This window comes from Paenibacillus sp. GCM10027629, assembly GCF_042676425.1.
Taxonomy (GTDB): Bacteria; Bacillota; Bacilli; order Paenibacillales; family Paenibacillaceae; genus Paenibacillus_K; species Paenibacillus_K terrigena.
In genome coordinates, this window is the sequence record NZ_JBHTGZ010000003.1 from 159,927 (window position 1) to 178,768 (window position 18,842).

13 protein-coding genes are annotated in these 18,842 nt (G+C 44.5%); all 13 read left to right on the plus strand.

The genetic code is table 11. The features are described 5' to 3' along the window. The first annotated feature begins 94 nt into the window (after positions 1–94). The 13 genes from ACFQZR_RS01570 (at position 95) to ACFQZR_RS01630 (ending at position 18,810) form a co-directional block, all read left to right on the plus strand. The gene (locus tag ACFQZR_RS01570) at positions 95–1,393 is read left to right on the plus strand and encodes an ABC transporter substrate-binding protein (RefSeq protein WP_379342223.1); all 1,299 of its coding nucleotides are present in this window, start codon (positions 95–97) and stop codon (positions 1,391–1,393) included. Between the two features lie 61 nt (positions 1,394–1,454). Then, on the plus strand, positions 1,455–2,339 hold the full coding sequence (locus tag ACFQZR_RS01575) for a carbohydrate ABC transporter permease (protein ID WP_379342225.1): 885 nt from the start codon (positions 1,455–1,457) through the stop codon (positions 2,337–2,339). After that, complete coding sequence (locus tag ACFQZR_RS01580; RefSeq protein WP_379342227.1) at positions 2,336–3,178, plus strand: carbohydrate ABC transporter permease; 843 nt, start codon at positions 2,336–2,338, stop codon at positions 3,176–3,178. Before ACFQZR_RS01575 ends, ACFQZR_RS01580 begins: the two co-directional genes overlap by 4 nt. 46 nt (positions 3,179–3,224) lie before the next feature. Beyond that, positions 3,225–5,558 carry a glycoside hydrolase family 31 protein gene (locus ACFQZR_RS01585; protein WP_379342232.1) on the plus strand — a complete coding sequence of 778 codons (2,334 nt, stop codon included), beginning with the start codon at positions 3,225–3,227 and terminating at the stop codon, positions 5,556–5,558. A gap of 59 nt (positions 5,559–5,617) precedes the next feature. Then, positions 5,618–5,770 (plus strand): aspartyl-phosphate phosphatase Spo0E family protein, encoded by a 153-nt coding sequence (locus ACFQZR_RS01590; RefSeq protein WP_379342234.1) that lies wholly within the window; start codon positions 5,618–5,620, stop codon positions 5,768–5,770. Positions 5,771–6,141: 371 nt separating this feature from the next. After that, positions 6,142–11,073 carry a galactose-binding domain-containing protein gene (locus ACFQZR_RS01595; protein ID WP_379342236.1) on the plus strand — a complete coding sequence of 1,644 codons (4,932 nt, stop codon included), beginning with the start codon at positions 6,142–6,144 and terminating at the stop codon, positions 11,071–11,073. Positions 11,074–11,407: 334 nt separating this feature from the next. Beyond that, complete coding sequence (locus tag ACFQZR_RS01600) at positions 11,408–12,202, plus strand: AraC family transcriptional regulator (RefSeq protein ID WP_379342238.1); 795 nt, start codon at positions 11,408–11,410, stop codon at positions 12,200–12,202. A 169-nt stretch (positions 12,203–12,371) separates the two neighbouring features. Next, positions 12,372–13,808 (plus strand): sugar ABC transporter ATP-binding protein, encoded by a 1,437-nt coding sequence (locus tag ACFQZR_RS01605; protein WP_379342240.1) that lies wholly within the window; start codon positions 12,372–12,374, stop codon positions 13,806–13,808. Positions 13,809–13,827: 19 nt separating this feature from the next. Then, a complete protein-coding gene (locus ACFQZR_RS01610) occupies positions 13,828–14,802 on the plus strand; it encodes an ABC transporter permease (protein WP_379342242.1) in 975 nt (324 codons plus the stop codon). A 51-nt stretch (positions 14,803–14,853) separates the two neighbouring features. Then, complete coding sequence (locus ACFQZR_RS01615) at positions 14,854–15,912, plus strand: substrate-binding domain-containing protein (protein ID WP_379342244.1); 1,059 nt, start codon at positions 14,854–14,856, stop codon at positions 15,910–15,912. Between the two features lie 24 nt (positions 15,913–15,936). Next, entirely contained in the window at positions 15,937–16,899 is a 963-nt protein-coding gene (locus ACFQZR_RS01620; protein WP_379342246.1) for a sugar phosphate isomerase/epimerase family protein, read from the plus strand. A 252-nt stretch (positions 16,900–17,151) separates the two neighbouring features. Then, entirely contained in the window at positions 17,152–18,003 is an 852-nt protein-coding gene (locus ACFQZR_RS01625) for a sugar phosphate isomerase/epimerase family protein (protein WP_379342248.1), read from the plus strand. Between the two features lie 15 nt (positions 18,004–18,018). After that, on the plus strand, positions 18,019–18,810 hold the full coding sequence (locus ACFQZR_RS01630; RefSeq protein WP_379342250.1) for a TatD family hydrolase: 792 nt from the start codon (positions 18,019–18,021) through the stop codon (positions 18,808–18,810). Positions 18,811–18,842 lie beyond the last annotated feature (32 nt).

Below are 18,842 nucleotides of genomic sequence, written 5' to 3' on the forward strand. Positions count from 1 at the left end.
TTTATCCACCTATATTAATTATTTCGAATATTAGAAACGCTTTCATGCAAGTAGAATGAAGTTGTTAGCAAACAAAATTCAAGGGGGCAGTCATGTGAAACGAACAAGATTAGCAGTTATGCTCGTTGCAATGCTCGTTGTAATGCTCGTGTTTTCAGGATGTAGTTCAAAGCAAGTGGATAATTCGAATACGACAGATAATTCGACATCAGCTGAGAACAACAGCAGTAAGGATTCCGGATCCGATCCTGCCAAGGAAAAGAAGAAGTTAACACTATGGTTCTACTTTGAAGGGAAAGCGCAATTCGACATCATTAAATCGTTGACGGATGGCTACACCAAGCAAAATCCGAATATTGAAGTCGAACCGGTATATATTCCATTCACAGACTTCAAGAAACGTCTGTCGGTTGGGTTGGCGGCTTCAGACTTACCAGATATCGTCATTATCGACAACCCTGATCATGCTGCTTATTCCGCAATGGGCCTGTTTGCTGACATTACGGATAAGCTGAACGATTGGCCGGATAAAGAGCAATTTTTTGAAGGTCCGTGGAAGTCTGCATCTTATAACGGTAAGCAGTACGGCATTCCGCTCGGCAGCAATAATTTAGCGCTGTTCTACAACGAAAAGATGCTGGCAGATGCCGGAGTCAATCCACCGCAAACTTGGGAAGAGATGCGAACTGCAGCCCAGAAATTGACGAAGGAAGGCGTCAAAGGACTTGGCATTAGTGCACCGCAGAACGAGGAAGGTACATTCCAGTTTCTCCCTTGGCTGCTTTCGACAGGGGCTACCTTTGATCATATTGATGGAGACGGTACGAAAGCGTACAGCATTTTGGCCGATTTGATTAAGGATGGGTCGATGAGCAAGGAAGTTATTAACTGGACGCAATCCGATGTGATGAAACAGTTTGCAGCCGGTAAGCTGGCGATGATGGTGAACGGACCCTGGCAGCTTCCGGATTTGGCCAAGAACGCGCCGGATTTGAAGTTTGGAATCACTTTCGTGCCGAAAGACAAGCAGTATGCTTCTGTACTAGGTGGAGAAAATTTAGGTGTGGTCAACGGTGAAAATGTAGATGAAGCCGTTAATTTCATTAAATACGCTGCTTCTCCAGACGTCAGTAAGCAATTTGCACAACAATTTGGCTACTTCCCTGCACGTAAAGATGTGGCAAACGACCCTTATTGGACGGAGAATCCGAAGCTAAAAGTGTTTGCTGAAAATATGCAAAATGCCCAGCCTCGTGGACCTCATCCACAATGGCCGGAGATATCCAACGCGATTTCTGAGGCGCTCAGCAAAGTGCTTACATTAAATTCTTCCCCAGACGTTGCTACGAAAGAAGCCCAAGCAAAGATTGATCAAATTATTGGTAGTAAATAACATTGATATTGGAGTACATGCGCGGAGTTCATGTACTCCCTTTTTATAAGGAGTGAACAGCATGACTATGGTGAAAAAATATGGGGTCGGATATTTATTCGTAATTCCAGCTCTAGCATACATGATTTTTTTTGTTGGATATCCCATTGTGGACAATGTGCGATTAAGTTTATTCGATGTCAATGTGATGAATCTCTCTTCGGGTGAGCAGCCATTCGTCGGACTTCAGAATTACATCGAATTATTTCGCGAAGGCACGCTGACGCATGTTCTTATCAATACGCTCATATTCACAGCTGCATGTTTAATTTTGCAATTTATTGTTGGGCTAGCATTCGCGATGCTATTCTCTCTCACATTTCGCTTCGCGCAGCAGCTAAGAGGATTGGTCATGATCAGTTGGTTGCTGCCGGCGACGATTACGGCAATGATGTTTAAATTTATGTTCAGTTTAGATGGCATCGTGAATGATACGCTGCTTAGGTTACATCTGATAGAATCACCGATCGAATGGCTCATTAACGCAGGAACAGCCATGTTCACGCTCGTGCTTGCTAATACATGGGTTGGTATTCCTTTTAATATGATTTTGCTGACCACAGCGCTGACTACCATTCCAAAGGACATTTACGAAAGCGCGGCGATTGACGGGGCGACGGCGGTTCAAAGATTTTTTCGGATTACATTGCCGTTATTGAGACCGACCATCATGTCATTGCTGGTGCTTGGATTCATATATACCTTCAAGGTATTCGACTTGGTGCTGATCGTCACGCACGGCGGTCCGGTTAATGCTACCCAAATGATGTCTACGTTTGCTTACAAGCTGTCTTTTGAGCAATTCCAATACAGCCAGGGAGCGGCCGTATCCAACGTGATGTTTCTTGTGTTGTTGATTGTAGGCATCCTATATATGCGTTTGCTGAACAAGGAGGAACGAGGATGAGAATGCTGCATAAACATGCTCCATGGCTATTGTCTCTAGTCGGTATTGTCATCGTAGCGATGTTTTTGTTCCCGCTTTATTGGCTGATTGTGACATCGTTCAAATCGGAGGCGGAGATTTTCCAGAGCCCGCAATCGTGGTTTCCTCACACCCTGTACATCAAATCGTATACGGAGCAGCTATCGGGCTCGTCATTCGACATCATGGCGGGTTTCCGCAACAGCTTGTTCATATCCGTTGGGTCGCTAATCATCTCGACATTGTTGTCCATTCCGGCAGCGTATGGTGTTGCCCGTTTCCGTTTTCCCGGCAGACACATGTTTGTGCTGCTGTTTCTGGTCACACAGATGCTGCCAGCTTCGCTGCTCTTAACGCCATTATTCATTTTGTTCAAGCAAATTGGGTTAATCGGTCCGAGCTACTGGAGTACGATCTTGGCTAATGCGACGGCAGGCATTCCCTTCTCCGTCATCATGTTAAGAACTTACTTTGCCACACTGCCGAAGGAGCTGGAGGAATCCGCCAAAATCGACGGATGCAACACATTTACCACATTTCTCCGCATCATGCTGCCAATCGCAGTTCCAGGCGTCGTGGTTGCCGCAGTGTTTTCCTTCTTGTTTGCTTGGGGAGATTTAATTTATGGCATGACCTTTATTAGCAAGGAACAGCTTAGACCGATTACGGCAGGGATATATAATTTTCTGGGCTTTCAGAGTACCTCTTGGAATAATACGATGGCCTTCGGTACGGTCAGCATGATTCCAGTCGCTTTACTGTTTATATTCGTACAGCGCTACATCGTCAGCGGTCTGACGAACGGCGCCGTGAAAGGATAGGATAAGTATGAAATATAAGTCTACCGGTTTAAACGAACCTATTGATATGAGCGCAAATTTTGAAGATTGTGCCGACACTTATTTTTTTGCTTCTCGAGTCATCTCTTTTGATCCAGAAAGCGCCAAAGGCTCAATGGAGTGGAAGCGATATATACGTAAAGCGAGACTTTCCTTCAATCAAATCGATTTCCCGTTTACCGAAACACCTTCCTGGGAGTTTCCCGACGAATATCCGAAGATGCCGGTATCGGAGTTCAAACTGTCGTTCTTGAGTGAAAGAACGGTTCGTCTTCAAATTCATTCACGTCAGGGTATGAAAAGTGATATCAAATCTTCGCTCATGCTGGATGAGCAAGCAGTTAACGAGCTCACGAACTGGAAGGTGGAGCGGCGGGAAAACGCGATCGTATATACCAGCTCAGCCGGATCGGTGACTGTTCAGGAGAATCCTTGGAAAATCATCGTTCGTGATGCTAGCGGTCGAATCGTAACGGAAACCCGGCATTTTACGGACAGCAAGTCGTTATTGAATGCGAATGGGCTGCCTTTTTCTTTTAAGAGAAATTCTGATGATATGGGAAATCGAATGGCGGCGAGCTTTCTTTTGCATCCGGACGAAAAAATATACGGTACAGGGGAATCCTTTACCCGCTTAAATAAAAGAGGGTTGAAGGTAAACCTGTTTACGACAGATGCACTCAGTGTTCAGACTCAAAAAATGTATAAGCCTATACCTTTCTTTACGAGTAGCAGGGGCTACGGCATGTTCGTACATACATCGACTCCATTGACATTCGATTTCGGAGCTGCTTACGACGACACCAATACTCTCTATACGGGAGATGAACAGCTGGACATCTTTCTGTTCATTGGCTCGCCCAAGGAGGTGCTGTCCGAATATACGCGATTGACCGGACGAAGTCCGCTACCGCCGCTCTGGACCTTCGGGTTGTGGATGAGCCGAATCACCTACGGCAACGAACAAGAAGTGCGGGAAGTCGCCGCGCAATTGAAGGATAATTCAATCCCGAGCGACGTTATTCATTTAGACACAGGGTGGTTCGAGAAAGAGTGGCGATGCAATTACGAGTTTTCTGAAGAACGGTTCGATGATCCGGAGCGCATGATCAGCGATTTGAAGGAGCAAGGATATCGAATCTCCTTGTGGCAGTTGCCGTATTTCACCCCGACGAATGAGTTATTCGCAGAAATAGTGAACAATGGCTATGCCGTGCTGACAGCAGATGGTCGGCTCCCGACAGATGACGCGATTTTGGATTTCAGTAATCCAGAAGCGGTATCCTGGTACAAGGAACGATTGGCCGGACTGCTCCGGCTTGGAGTAGGAGCGATTAAAGTCGATTTCGGCGAAGGCGCGCCGTTGAACGGACAATACGCTTCTGGGAAAAGTGGATTTCACGAGCATAATTTGTATCCGCTGCGCTATAATCGCGCCGCAGCAGAAATCACGGAAGCGGTAAGCGGACAATCGATCATTTGGGCGAGAAGCGCCTGGGCCGGCAGCCAGCGTTATCCGATCCATTGGGGCGGAGATGCGGAAAATACGAACAGTGCCATGATGGCGACTTTGCGGGCGGGCTTGTCGCTCGGCTTGTGCGGCTTTTCATTCTGGAGTCATGACATCGGCGGTTTTGTTCACAGCAGCCCGGAGGAATTGTACCGTCGCTGGCTTCCGTTCGGCTTGTTGACATCGCATAGCCGTTGCCACGGGGCGCCGCCAAGAGAGCCATGGGCGTATAGCACCGAGTTCATGGATATGTTCCGTCGTATCGTGGAATTGAAGTACGAGCTGATGCCTTATATTTACACGCAGGCCAAACTCAGCTCCGAGTTCGGTTACCCGATGCTGCGGACACTATTTTTCGAATTCCCAGATGATCCCGGATCGTGGCTTGTCGAGGATCAGTACATGTTCGGATCGGATTTGCTCGTGGCTCCGTTATTCGAAGAGTCGGATAGCAGGCAAGTCTACTTGCCCCCAGGGGAGTGGATCGATTACCAGACGGGCAAACGTTATCGAGGTGGAGAGTGGCACTGCATCGCGACAAATCAACTCCCCATCGTGATACTGGTCAAATCCGGCGCGGTCATCCCGCATATGCAATCTGCCCTCTCAACCGCATTTCTTGATTGGACGGAAATTCGTTTTGTCGTATATGCACCGGATCTTGATCAGGACCATGTAATTAATTGTTCGCTTTATGAGCCATTGGAGCAGACCATGTATGAGGTGAAGATCGCGGGGAATGTCATTCACACATTGCATACGGAACAGCAGGGTTCGACCACTGTACACAAAAACGGTTGGATAGCGAAGCGGTTCACAGATCAGGCCACTGGAGCGGAAGCGGTCACGTAGATTATCTCTATGATTAGTAAGTAATTGTTAAAGTGTGTGAAGGCGTAGGTGGTTTACAAATGGTTAGGTTCTCGGATATTAACCATGAGATCGAACAAAAAAGGATAGAGTTGAATCAGGCTGGTTTGGACTATGGATTCGATCTACGGTCAGAAGAAATCTTGAATTTATCGATAGAATTGGATCGTATTCTCAATGAATATCATAAATAACTAACGCTGCCCAAATAGGGCTACATGTTGCAAACAGCTCATGGTGGTGCCGACCTTCATGGGCTGATTGAATGTGCTTATAATTATCCACCTATATTAATTATTTCGAATATTAGAAACGCTTTCATCCAAGTAGAATGAATTTGTTGGCAAACAAAACAAGTTTGGAATCGTTTTCAAAAACTGCTTTCTTTCGGATTTGAAGCTGTAATTGTTCAGATTGGTTTTAGATTAACAAAAGGATCTATTTCTGGATTAATGAACAGACTCCATTTTGCCCTGAAAGGAGGTGGTTATTTTGATAAATGTTATGTTCAGTTCATCTTAAAGAAGAAATAAATTACAAAATTGTATAAGGAGGAAGAACAGAAATGAATAAATTGAAGATTTTAATCAGTTTGTTTCTTGCCATTTTAATTTTATTGGGAGGTTCGGAGTTTGGTTTTTTGGCAGAAAGAGCAAGCGCAGCGAGCGCTAACCTCGCACTTAATAAAACGATAACAGCAAGCAGTTCAAGCTTCCCGGCCACTTTGGCCAATGACGGAGTAGTCGGTCAAAATTCGTACTGGGAAGGTATAAAAAATGCATATCCCAGTACCTTGACAGTAGATCTTGGAAGTTCGCAAAGCGTCAATAAAGCAGTCATCAAACTGCCTACAGGCTGGGGGAGCAGGACGCAGACATTCTCCATATTGGGAAGTAATGATGATGTAACATATACTGCATTGGCAGGCTCAACAACTTACTTATTTGACCCTGCAGCTAGCAATATCGTTACAGTAACATTTGCACCAGCGGCTGCAAGATATGTAAGGCTGAATTTTACCGCTAACAGCGGGGCTAATAACGGACAGGTATCAGAACTCGAGGTATACGGAGATGCAACTAGTTTAGCATTAAACACACCTATTACATCAAATGGTTCAACGGTACCTGGTTCTGATTTTAGTGCGACCAAGGCAAATGACGGGGTAGTTGACCAGAACTCATATTGGGAAGGTGCTAATAACGCATATCCGAATATTTTGACAGTCGATTTGAAAGCTGCGTATAGTGTAAACAGTTTGGTCGTCAAGCTTCCTGCAGCTTGGGAAAGCAGAACACAGACGTTCTCTGTTCTAGGGAGCAAGGATAATACGACCTTTAAGTCTATCTTATCTTCAGCGACCTATACATTTGACCCTTCAAGCTCCAATATCGTAAACGTAACCTTTGCACCTACTGTTGCAAGGTATATCCAGTTGAACTTTACGGATAACAGTGTATCAACCGCTGCTCAAGTGTCCGAGCTTGAAGTGTATGGAACTGCAAATTATGTACCACCTACGCCTCCTCAGGAATATATTATTGATTTTAATGCAGATAAAGGTCCTATTAATAAAAAATTATTAGGTGGGCTGCTAATTCCTAATTATGATGTTCCCGATAGCAGGATAAAAATGACTGGAATGACACATATCAGAGAATCAATCGATCCTCAAACTTTTGGGGCAGCAAAAGAAAGCCATGGTCCGGATACTGAGCTGTTTTCCTTGGAATACAGCTTACTGGCAAGGAGTAAAAGTGCAGTACAACGTTTAAAGGATTTGGACATGAATTTATACTTATTGGGGGGATATACGCCTTCATGGCTTTCTCCAAACGGCGGGGCCATGTCCGAGCCAAATAACTGGCCTTTATGGAAACAGTATAATAAGGACGTAGCACAGTACTATAAGGATAACGACATCGTACCGGAAATTTGGGATATCGGAAATGAATGGTTTCAGGGATATGCGATGGGCAACATTTACAAGTATGCTTGGCCTGGTGTGAAGGATATATTTCCTGATATGACAATGGTAGGTCCAAGTGCATATTGGAGTGATGCGGCCAACGAGTCTAACTACTCTACGGCAGCCAACAACGGACAGACCATAAATTATGCCACGTGGCATGATTTTCCTGCTGCAAATAGCAGTATGACTCCAGAGGAAGTAACCCAGAAGGTTAATTTAGTACAAGGATATCTAGATAAATATCCATCCCTTGAAGGTAAAGGAGCAATCATAGAAGAATGGGGCGATAATCCCGGTACTACTGCTCCCAACATTGTTCGTATGTTTAATGCCTTCCTTGTCGGAGGTGTAAAGATGGCAAGCAAAGCCATTTGGGTCAATTCAAATGATCTGGATGAATTGCTGGTATTAGACAAAAATTCCCAGAATTCTGCACGGCGAAATAGGGAATGGTGGACATTCTACGCTTATTCTAAGCTTTCCGGCGACCGTGTAAATGTTTCACAGGTTACAAGCAATGTGATGGCTATTGCAACAAAAGATACGTCCGCAGGTGAAGCCCAAATACTAATATCCAACGCAGGTAATTCCACTTCTACAGCAACTCTGCAATTGAAAAACAATCCTTTTGCCGGTCAGGCAACCCGTATAGACAAGTATAAGATCGCTTCATCCATTGCAGAAAACGATGGATTGGCTTTTGACTCGACCGCAAATTCAAGTTCGGATATCAATTTTGATGTCGATGTAACCCTTGGAGCGGGAGAAGTATGGCTGCTAGTTCTGAAGAAAACAGATTCAGCACCAGGCTTCTTCCATGCGAAAACTCCCGATGATGGCGAGGTAGCTGTTCCCACACCTGTGCTGACATGGTCGCAGGCTCAGGGAGCTGCAACCTATCATGTTCTGATATCGGAAAATAAGGATATGTCCAATCCTGTAGTCAATGCTTCAGGCGTAACAGGAACAAGCTATCAGGTAACAACGCCGCTCACCATAGACAAGCGGTATTACTGGAATGTGACTGCTGTAAACGCCAATGGTTCAACGGTAGCGTCAAACGGTTCAAACTACTCTTTTCTGGTAGGCTCGAATGTTACTGTACCGGGTATCTTCAGTTTATACCTGCCTTCCGATGGAACTACGAACGAAGCAGTAACACCAAAATTCAGATGGTCGAAGGCATATAATGCTGCTTCATATACGCTGGTAGTCGCTGATAACCCTGATTTCAACAACCCAGTAATCAATCAATCGGGTATAACAAGCTTATGTAATACACAAGTGTTTGGGACGAATAGTGCGGTATGTTACCAGCCTACAGTACCTTTGAATCATTCTACGACTTATTATTGGAAAGCATATGCAGTTAATGCCAATGGGTCAAGATTGATGAACGGACCGGCTTACAACACGTTTACAACCAAAGCGCCAGGTAATTCGCCTGTAAGCTTCAACCTTTCAAGCCCGGCAAATAATGCAACAAATGTATCATTAAGGGGCGTATTTGAGTGGGAAAATTCACCTAATGCATTCTTCTATACGCTTACCGTGGCAACAGACAGCGACTTTAAAAATGTTGTTTTGACCAGAGACCACATCTTGAATCACAAATATACGTTGTCCAAGAACGAGCTTCAACCGAATACAACCTATTACTGGAAGGTTACTGCGTACACCAAAGATCTCGCCTATTCGACAAATGCCTCAAACAATGGGCTGAGTTTTACAACAGGAGAAATCTCGCTCGTATTGAACGGCATCAAAGCGCCCGCAGCGATAACGGTAGAGGGCGCGACGGCAAAAACAGCGGAAGCTCTCGGATTGCCGAAAACGGTGAAATTGGCTCTTATCGATGGATATGAGGTAGATGCCAATGTGGCATGGAATGTAGAGGCGTCATCCTATGATCCGTCGCAGAAGAATACTAAGCAGACCTTCAATGTGACAGGAACAGTAACCCTACCTACTGGATTCCTAAACCCGAACAACCTACCGTTGACAACGAGCGTTAGCGTAACTGTAAATCCATTTGGCAAAGTGGAAGCGGAGAATTATGCTGCTATGTCAGGGATTCAGACAGAGAACAGCTCGGAGGGTACAAAAAATGTAGGATGGACAGATGCGGGAGACTGGATGGATTACGTTATAAATGTGCCGAGCACAGGAACTTATAAGGTAAATTACAGGGTATCGGTAGGCAGCAATAATCCGGGCAAAATCGAGTTCCTCGTAGACGGTGTTTCGAACAAAATAACATCGTTGCCGCCAACCGGTGGGTGGCAGAATTGGAAGACCGTATCCGACGAAGTTTCCTTAAGTGCCGGCAAACATACGATAAGGCTGCGCGTAGAAACAGGCGGATGGAATCTAAACTGGTTTGAACTGGTGAAGGAGAAGGAAACTGACAAAAAATTAAACAGCATCACTTCGCCTGTAGCGGTTACAGGGGTGGCAAACGGAACAGCAAAAACAGCGACAGCTCTTGGATTGCCGCAAACGGTGAAAATGGATACCGATGGTGGAAGTGTGGATGCCAGTGTGACATGGAATGTAGAGGCTTCAAGCTATGATACGTCGCAGAAGACGCAGCAGATCTTCACTGTGAGTGGAACTGTAACTCTGCCAGCAGGGGTGGTGAATCCGAACAACGTGCCATTGACAACAAGCATCCAAGTGACTGTACTTCAAGCATCAACGATGCCTCAATCTACATTGATAGGTGCACATCAAGCAGCCCCTGGCCAAACATTCGATGTAACAATGGGACTAAGCGGAGTGTCAGAAAGCGTATATCAGCAAATGTATGCGCAAGATTTGACGCTTCATTATGATCCGGCGAATGTGAAGTTCGATTCGGTTACATCACTGAAAGACGGATTTAAGATCATCGATCAGAAGGAGACGGTGCCTGGACAAATCCGGATCGTAGCTGCCAGTGTAGGCGCAAACCAAGGTGTGCCTGCCCAAGGAGATTTGTTGAAGTTCAAATTTATAGTGAATTCCGATACCCAAGCAAACGATACGACCGTTTCTGTAAGCAATGTTATCATTGCTAACGGAGAGGGTAACGAGTTACAGGTAGGGGGAGTCTCCCACAAGCTGCAAATCAGTATTGCTGTAGATAAGTCGCTCTTGAATACACTGATTGCTAACGCTCAGGTGAAGCACGATGCAGCAGTGGAAGGAAACGAGCACGGATTGTATGCGAAAGGCTCTAAATCCCAATTGCAGGCGGCGATCGATGCAGCGAAAGCGACAACGAACGATCCGAATGCGACACAGCAGCAGGTGGATAGCGCGAAAGCGGCGTTGGAAGCAGCCGTTCAAGTGTTCGAAGCGAAGAAAATCTCCGCTGATGTCAATGGAAAAGACGGCGTCACGGTCGGAGACTTGGCGATCGTGGCAGCAGCGTACGGCAAGCAAGATGGCCAGCCGGGCTGGAATGCGAAAGCGGATGTCAACCATGACGGTAAAGTGGATATTGAAGACCTTGCAATTGTAGCTAAAGCGATTTTGCAATAATCAGTTTAATGAAGCCATTGATTCCATTTTTTATGGGATCAATGGTTTTTTTCATACAGCGAATCGGGAAAAACCACAATCTTAATGAAAAGTACTTATTTTAAAGACCCGTTATAGTCAATTTTCAGAGGAAGATCTCCTTTTTCTTGTATTCCAGATGGATCAGATCCACTAATGTGAAATTGCAATGATGGACCTCACACTTTGAACACGGGGGAGGATGCTTATCGGTAAATATTTGGAATGAACGCGCAACTTAATTTGATAACGGGGTAACGGTTGCTTTTACGAAGAGTAGTTATTCATACAAAAAAGGTGGGGAAATTAAGACCTGATGTCAATCATATTTATAAATACACATCATTTCTTATCTGCTGTTCTTGTTCGTTGCGACCACTCTGCAGCGTATCCATTTACACCGAATCCACACACAGGTATTTTTTTGCTTCAAGAAGGACGTGGGGAGATTTACAATGGTGACCTGTTGCTAACGATCCTTGAGGGGGATATACTCGTCATTCATCCACACACGGAATATTGGTTGCGTTCAACAACGGATACCTGTCTTCGAGGGATTATCATTTCTGTTTGCAAGTTACATATTTCAGGTTTACCGCAAGGACTACTGCTTGAACCGGACATGTTGCCATTAATAAGAATTGAGGAGGAGTTCAATCATATTAAACGCTTGTTCTCTGATATTTATAAAGAAGCCACAACATCGGCTTTTGGATCTGCAGAGATTATTGTTTCTCTGCTTCAAACTTTACTCATTTTGCTGTACAGATTCACCAATCAAAACCAGTGTGCATCAACGACGTCTATCCCTCAAACTGTAAGGGCTTATATTGAGCGCAACTACCCAGAGGACCTTTCTTTAACTGATTTAGCAGGAGTTGTGTATGTTAGCCCCTATTACTTGGCTCATTTGTTTAAAGTAGAAATCGGGATATCGCCTATTCAATATTTGATAAAGTGTAGAATTGACAAAGCGAAAAAGCTGCTTTCAGGGACAAAACTATCTGTACAAGATATCTCTATGCAGGTTGGTTATTCGAATTCCAACTACTTTAATCTCTTGTTTAAGAAAATGACAGGTGTATCGCCTGGAAAATTCAGAAAGCAGTAATAGGGTCCGATCACGAATATTAAAATCGCAAGAATGTATAATTTTCCCTCAATAAAGTTAATTGTCCCAAAATATCCTTTCATTTACAATAATTTATACCGAATTAAATGAGGAAGCAGGTAGAGAAATGCTGCTAGAGATGAGAGGGATATCCAAGAAGTTTTTCGATGTGAAAGCGCTTAATCAAGTGAATTTCAATTTGATGCCAGGAGAAGCCCATGCAATTGTAGGGGAGAATGGTGCTGGTAAGTCTACTTTAATGAAAATACTTGCTGGCATTTATCAGCCAGATGAAGGGGACATCATCGTACACGGGAAGTTGGTATCGATCTCGTCGCCTAACGTTTCAAAACGGCTTGGGATCTCCATTATTCATCAAGAATTGAATCTCATCCCTCATATGAGTGTGGCGGAAAATATATTTCTTGGTCGTGAGCCCAGGAAAGCTGGCTTGTTTTCTGATTTTGGACGGATGGTTCGTGAGACTACAACGTTATTGGAAAGCTTTGGTATGCAACTTGACCCGAATGCGCTTATATGCAGCCTGAGCATCGGGGAACAGCAGATCGTAGAGATAGCAAAAGCGATGTCTATGCAGGCGGAAATACTGATCATGGATGAACCGACTGCAGTTCTTGAAGAGAAGGAAGCGCAAAAACTGTTTGAGCTGATTCATCAATTTAAAAGCAAGGGAGTAGCCATCATCTATATTTCCCATCGTTTAAACGAGTTGAAGCGTTTTTGTGACCGAATAACCGTGTTGCGTGATGGCCAATTCGTGACAACACTCCCAATGGAGGGGCTTACAGAAAGAGAAATCGCAAATCTTATGGTGGGTCGCGAGCTAAGTGATCTGTATCCGGATAAACGCCAACGATTTGGCGATGAGATCTTGAGGGTCGAGCAGCTGACGCGCAAGCCGAATTTTGAAGACGTAAGTTTCTCCGTAAGGAGAGGCGAAATCGTTGGTTTCGCAGGATTGATCGGGGCCGGTCGCACAGAACTCGTTAGGACCATCTTCGGAGATTGGCAGCCGGATGCCGGCGCTGTGTATTGGAAAGGTGAGAAAGCTGCGTTCAGGAGTCCATTAGATGCGGTAAAAGCAGGTATCGGCTTCGCAACCGAAGATCGGAAACGGACGGGTCTTTTTCTGGATTTGAGTATAACTCAGAATGTTTCGGTAACTTGCTCGCGCAAAGTAAGCAAATGGAGTTTTATTCGCCGGAAATTAGAGAAACAATTCGTGGAACAGAAGGTAAACGAATTAAATGTTAAAGCAAATAAACGAACTGCCCCCGTCAAAAACTTAAGCGGCGGAAACCAACAGAAGATCGTGCTCGCTAAATGGATTGCTGCTGATAGCGAATTGTTCATTCTAGATGAACCGACCAGAGGCATTGATGTAGGAGCCAGGAAGGAAATCTACGAGATGATTTCCAAGTTTGCGGCTGGAGGCAAGACTGTAATCGTCATTTCATCAGAGTTGCCCGAACTTCTTGGCTTATGTAACCGTATTTTCGTTATGCATCACGGTAAAATCAAGGGAGTACTTGATCACACCGTCGCCAATGAACAAAATGTAATGGCACTAGCTACAGGACTTTAAATGAAAAGGAGCAGGATGCATGTCAACCCCAGTAACGGGAGTCAATAAGGATATTAAGCAAGATCGAAACTGGATTAAATATGTGTGGGATCAATACAGCGTGCTATTTGCGCTTATTGTGCTGATTATTTTTGCTTCGATATTAAGCGAATACTTCTTAAGTGTTGCCAACATTACGAACATACTGAGGCAAGTTTCCATCGTAGGCATTTTATCCCTTGGCATGACGTTTGTGATCATACTAGGGGGGATCGACTTATCGGTTGGTTCCGTATTAGCGTTATCTGGCACAGTCGTTATGGCTGCACAAGTAAACTATCATTCCTCTGTCATTGTTTCGATTTTGTTGGGCTTATTATGCGGCGTATTGATCGGTCTTATCAATGGTTTGATGGTGACATACGGGAAAATAACTGCATTCATCGCTACTTTGGCCATGATGACGATCGCAAGATCTCTGGCACTCTATTATGCAGACGCAGGCGCCATCTCGGGAATGAATTCTTTATATGCCAAAATCGGTAATAACTATGTGCTCGGCATACCGATTCCGGTTATCATTTTCGCCGTAATGGTGTTTCTCTCCTATATCGTGCTTGAGAAAACAGTATTAGGAAGACACATTTATGCTGTTGGAGGCAACTCGCAAGCAGCGCGTCTATCAGCTATTTCTGTATTCCGAGTCACGATCATTGCATATTTGATTTGTGGATTTACAGCAGCAGTTGGTTCAATTATTGAGACTTCCCGATTGAACTCTATATCTACATCAACCTCCGGAACTATGTATGAATTGGATGCAATTGCTGCCGTTATTATTGGCGGGGCCAGCTTGGCTGGGGGAAGAGGGCGCATTCTCGGCACCTTGTTCGGAGTTCTGATCCTGGGAGTATTAAGTAATATTATGAATTTGTTAAATATCTCGCCATACTTACAGGGGGTGGTTAAAGGCTTAATTATTGTTGCGGCTGTCTTATTGCAAAAGAGGGATTAGCAAGAAAACAGGCAATGCCGTTAATTATTATTTCAATTGGAGGGTCAGTCAATGGTGAAAAAATTGTGGGTATTACCAATGGTTATAATGCTTTCTATCGGTGCTGTGTTAACGGGTTGCACGGAGGAAACCGCCAGTAATCCGAAGAATGAAACAAATATAGAGAGTACAAAAGAAAGTCCGTCAACAGCTGCAACAAGCGAAACAGGCAATTATACGATCGGGATATCGCTTCCATCCGCGGATCACGGATGGATGGGCGCAATGGTCGCCAACGCCAAAGCGGAAGCGGAAAAGCATAAGAATGTGAAGTACATCTTGTACACGGCTAAAGATCCTGCTAAGCAAACCTCCGATATCGAAGATTTGATTACCAAAAAAGTTGACGCTGTTGTCATGCTGCCAATGGAATCAGCCGCTTTAACTCCGGCAGCCGAAAAAATAAGCAAAGCGGGAATCCCACTCGTTGTCATCGACCGAGCAGTAAACACAGAAAGCTACCGTACTTATGTAGGCGGTGACAATTACGGCATAGGTTATGGAGACGCCAAATATTTAGTGGAAGCATTGACGAAGAAGACGGGCAAGCCTGCGGGTAAAGTCATCGAAATATCCGGCGTGCCGTCTACCGTTACCGATTTAAGATCGAAGGGCTTCCGCGATTATATTAAAGATTTTCCTGAGATTGAAATCATAGCTACACAGCCTGGCGATTTCACAAGAGAAAAAGCGCTGAAAGCAACAGAAAACATTTTACAAGCCAATAAGCAAATTGATGCTGTCTACTCACAAGACGATGACATGACGATAGGCATTGTCCAAGCGATCCGTGATGCGAAACGCGATAAAGAAATGTTTATCGTCAGTTCTGGCGGCATGAAAGAAATTTATCAAATGATGAAAGAAAAGCAAATGCCTGAGGTTATCGTATCCCTGACCTACTCGCCTACAATGGGAGGCACCGCCGTTAACATGGCAACTAGAATTTTGGAGAATAAAGGTCTGGAAGGATTCTGGGAAAAATCCGTTCCGCATCACATCGTTTTGGAAGCAACACCGGTTACTCCGGAAAACGTAGATCAATTTATCAATATGGATGCCAACTATTAATTCTTTGAAAGGAACAAGGTGCTCATGAAACTAGGTGTTTTTACGGTTCTGTTCGGCGTTAAGCAATTGGAAGAGGCGCTGGACTTGGCGCAATCGCAGGGGTTGCAGGCGGTAGAAATTGGTACAGGAGGCTATGTGGGCAAGTCCCACATAGCACCGGCCGAACTATTACAAGATCAACAAGCGATTAGCAGGATCATAAGGATGACGGGAGAACGAGGATTGACCATCAGTGCGCTCAGTTGTCATGGCAATCCGCTTCATCCGAATCAGGAACAAGCGTTAGCTGATCACAAGGATTTTCAGGATACTGTGAGACTCGCCGCTGCCCTTGGCGTAAACACGGTCATAACGTTTTCTGGTTGCCCCGGAGATTCTGAGCATTCGTTATATCCTTCCTGGGTTACATGTCCTTGGCCCCCGGATTTTCTACATGTACTGGAATGGCAGTGGACGAACAAGGTTATTCCATATTGGAAGGAGCAGTCCGAATTTTGCAAGCAATACGGGGTTCGGGTAGCCATTGAAGCTCATCCGGGATTTGTCGTCTATAACACAGAGACTGCATTACGTCTGCGTGAAGCGACAGGAGATAATATCGGCGTCAATTTTGATCCATCTCATTTATTCTGGCAGGGGATGGATCCGGTTGAATGCATTAAGGCATTAGGAAGCGCTATTTTCCATGTGCATGCCAAGGATACGCATATAGATCCCAGGAATACTGCCATAAATGGCGTGTTGGACGTCAAACCGTATTCGGATGAGCTGAACAGGTCCTGGATTTTTCGCACGATCGGGTATGGCGCAGACGTTAAAGTATGGAAAAGCATTGTGAGCACACTGCAAAAAGTAGGCTACGATGGCGTTATCAGTATTGAACATGAAGATAGTTTAATGTCTGTGAACGAAGGGTATACGAAAGCGGCTCGTTTTCTTAATGACATCTTGATTCGTGAAAAGGCAGGTGAAATGTGGTGGGCTTAAAGCCAAAGCGATCTTGCAATAAAAAATAATTGTCAAATATAAAGTGGTGGGAGATTTATTTTCTCCCCCATTTATTATGACGGTTGCAAACCGTTAAAAAACCGCAAGAATATATAATTTCCCCTCAATTTAGTTGATTGTCCAAAAATACCCTTTTATCTACAATAAATGTATACCGAATCAAGTGCATTTCAATCTGATGCCAGGAGAAAATCATACTTGCGTCCCATGATGCGGTTAAAGGAGGTTCAAATGCGATACGCAATCAGTAGTAATGTTTACACTCGTTTCTCATTACTTGAATCCATTGATAGAATTCATCACTGCGGGTATTCAGCATTGGAAATTCTTGCTGACTTTCCTCATGTAAGTCCTCTCGATGTTACTTATCACGAAGTGAAACAAGTGTCACGTTTGTTGGAGCAAAGAGGATTGTCCGTCAGTAATATCAACGCCAATACTGCGGTTTGCGTATATCCAATGGCTCAGAACAACGGAGAGACAATTTTTGAGCCTTCGTTATGCAATCGCAAAGAAGAAGTGCGACTTCAAAGAATTCGGTATACCGAAAGGTGTATAGATCTGGCTGTGGAATGGGGGGCATCTTGCGTAAGTATTACATCAGGAAAATGCCTTGCCGGAAATCATCCTGATCGAGCCTATGATTTGTTAGTTGATTCTATAGCTCGCATTATGCAATATGCGGAAAAAAGAAATATACGAATCGGCATAGAATACGAACCGGGATTGTTAATTGAAAATGCAAATGAGGCCCAGCGTATTCTAGAGGTATTCGATGGCAACTCGTTCGGGATTAATTTGGATATTGGCCATGCCGAAGTTCTCGGAGAACCATTGGCAGAAACCATACAACGTTTTGGAGACAAGATTACGAATATTCACCTCGAAGATATCCGGGGCCGCAAGCATTACCATCTCATTCCCGGCGAAGGCGATATTCATTTCGCGTCAGTTTTGGAAGCGCTTCAATCGATCAGATATGATCGTTATATCACGTTTGAAATTTATCCGTACTCTGATGACCCCGATGGGGCTGCAAAACGTGCGCTTGCGCACATGTTGAATTACAATTTCACACACTAAGGAGTTGATAATCATATGCGTCTTATAGATCCGCACGTACATATGTATTCAAGGACAGTTGATGATTATGAAAGAATGTCTTTAAGCGGGATTGAAATCGTCGTTGAACCTGCATTCTGGCTTGGAAGCGAACGGACATCCGTTCATACTTATTATGATTATTTCCGCCATATACTGGACTTTGAACCGGCAAGAGCCAAAAAATATGACATTGAACATTATTCATGTATTGCCGCAAACCCCAAAGAAGCAAACAATCTAGAACTTGCTCTTCAAGTCGTTGAGGGAATGGAACCGTTTCTCGAGCACCCGAGATGCCTAGCGGTTGGCGAAATCGGATTTGACAAAATTACGGATGCGGAAGAGGTAGTGATGCGCAGACAGCTTGAACTGGCCAAGAAAATGGACATGCTGGTCATGGTCCATATTCCTCACTTCAATAAACGGGAAGGCACGAGAAGAACCATTGCCATTCTGAAAGAGATCGGTATGCGCCCTGAGAAGGTGCTGCTGGATCACAACATTGAAGAAACTGTAGACCTCGCATTGGAATACGGGGCATGGGCTGGAATGACCATATATCCGGGGAAGATTACACCGGAAAGGGCGATAGCCATTATGAAGCAACATGGAACGGATCGGGTTATGATTAACAGTGCATGCGACTGGGGACCGGCTGACCCGATCAGTGTTCCCCGAACATGCAAAAGAATGAAAGAAGCGGGATTCTCCCAGGAAGAGATTCAAAAGGTCGTATGGAACAATCCTTATGAGTTCTATAAAATGTCGGGGAAATTAAATGTTTAGTTACTAAAGGTAAACAAGAAGGAGGAACAGGA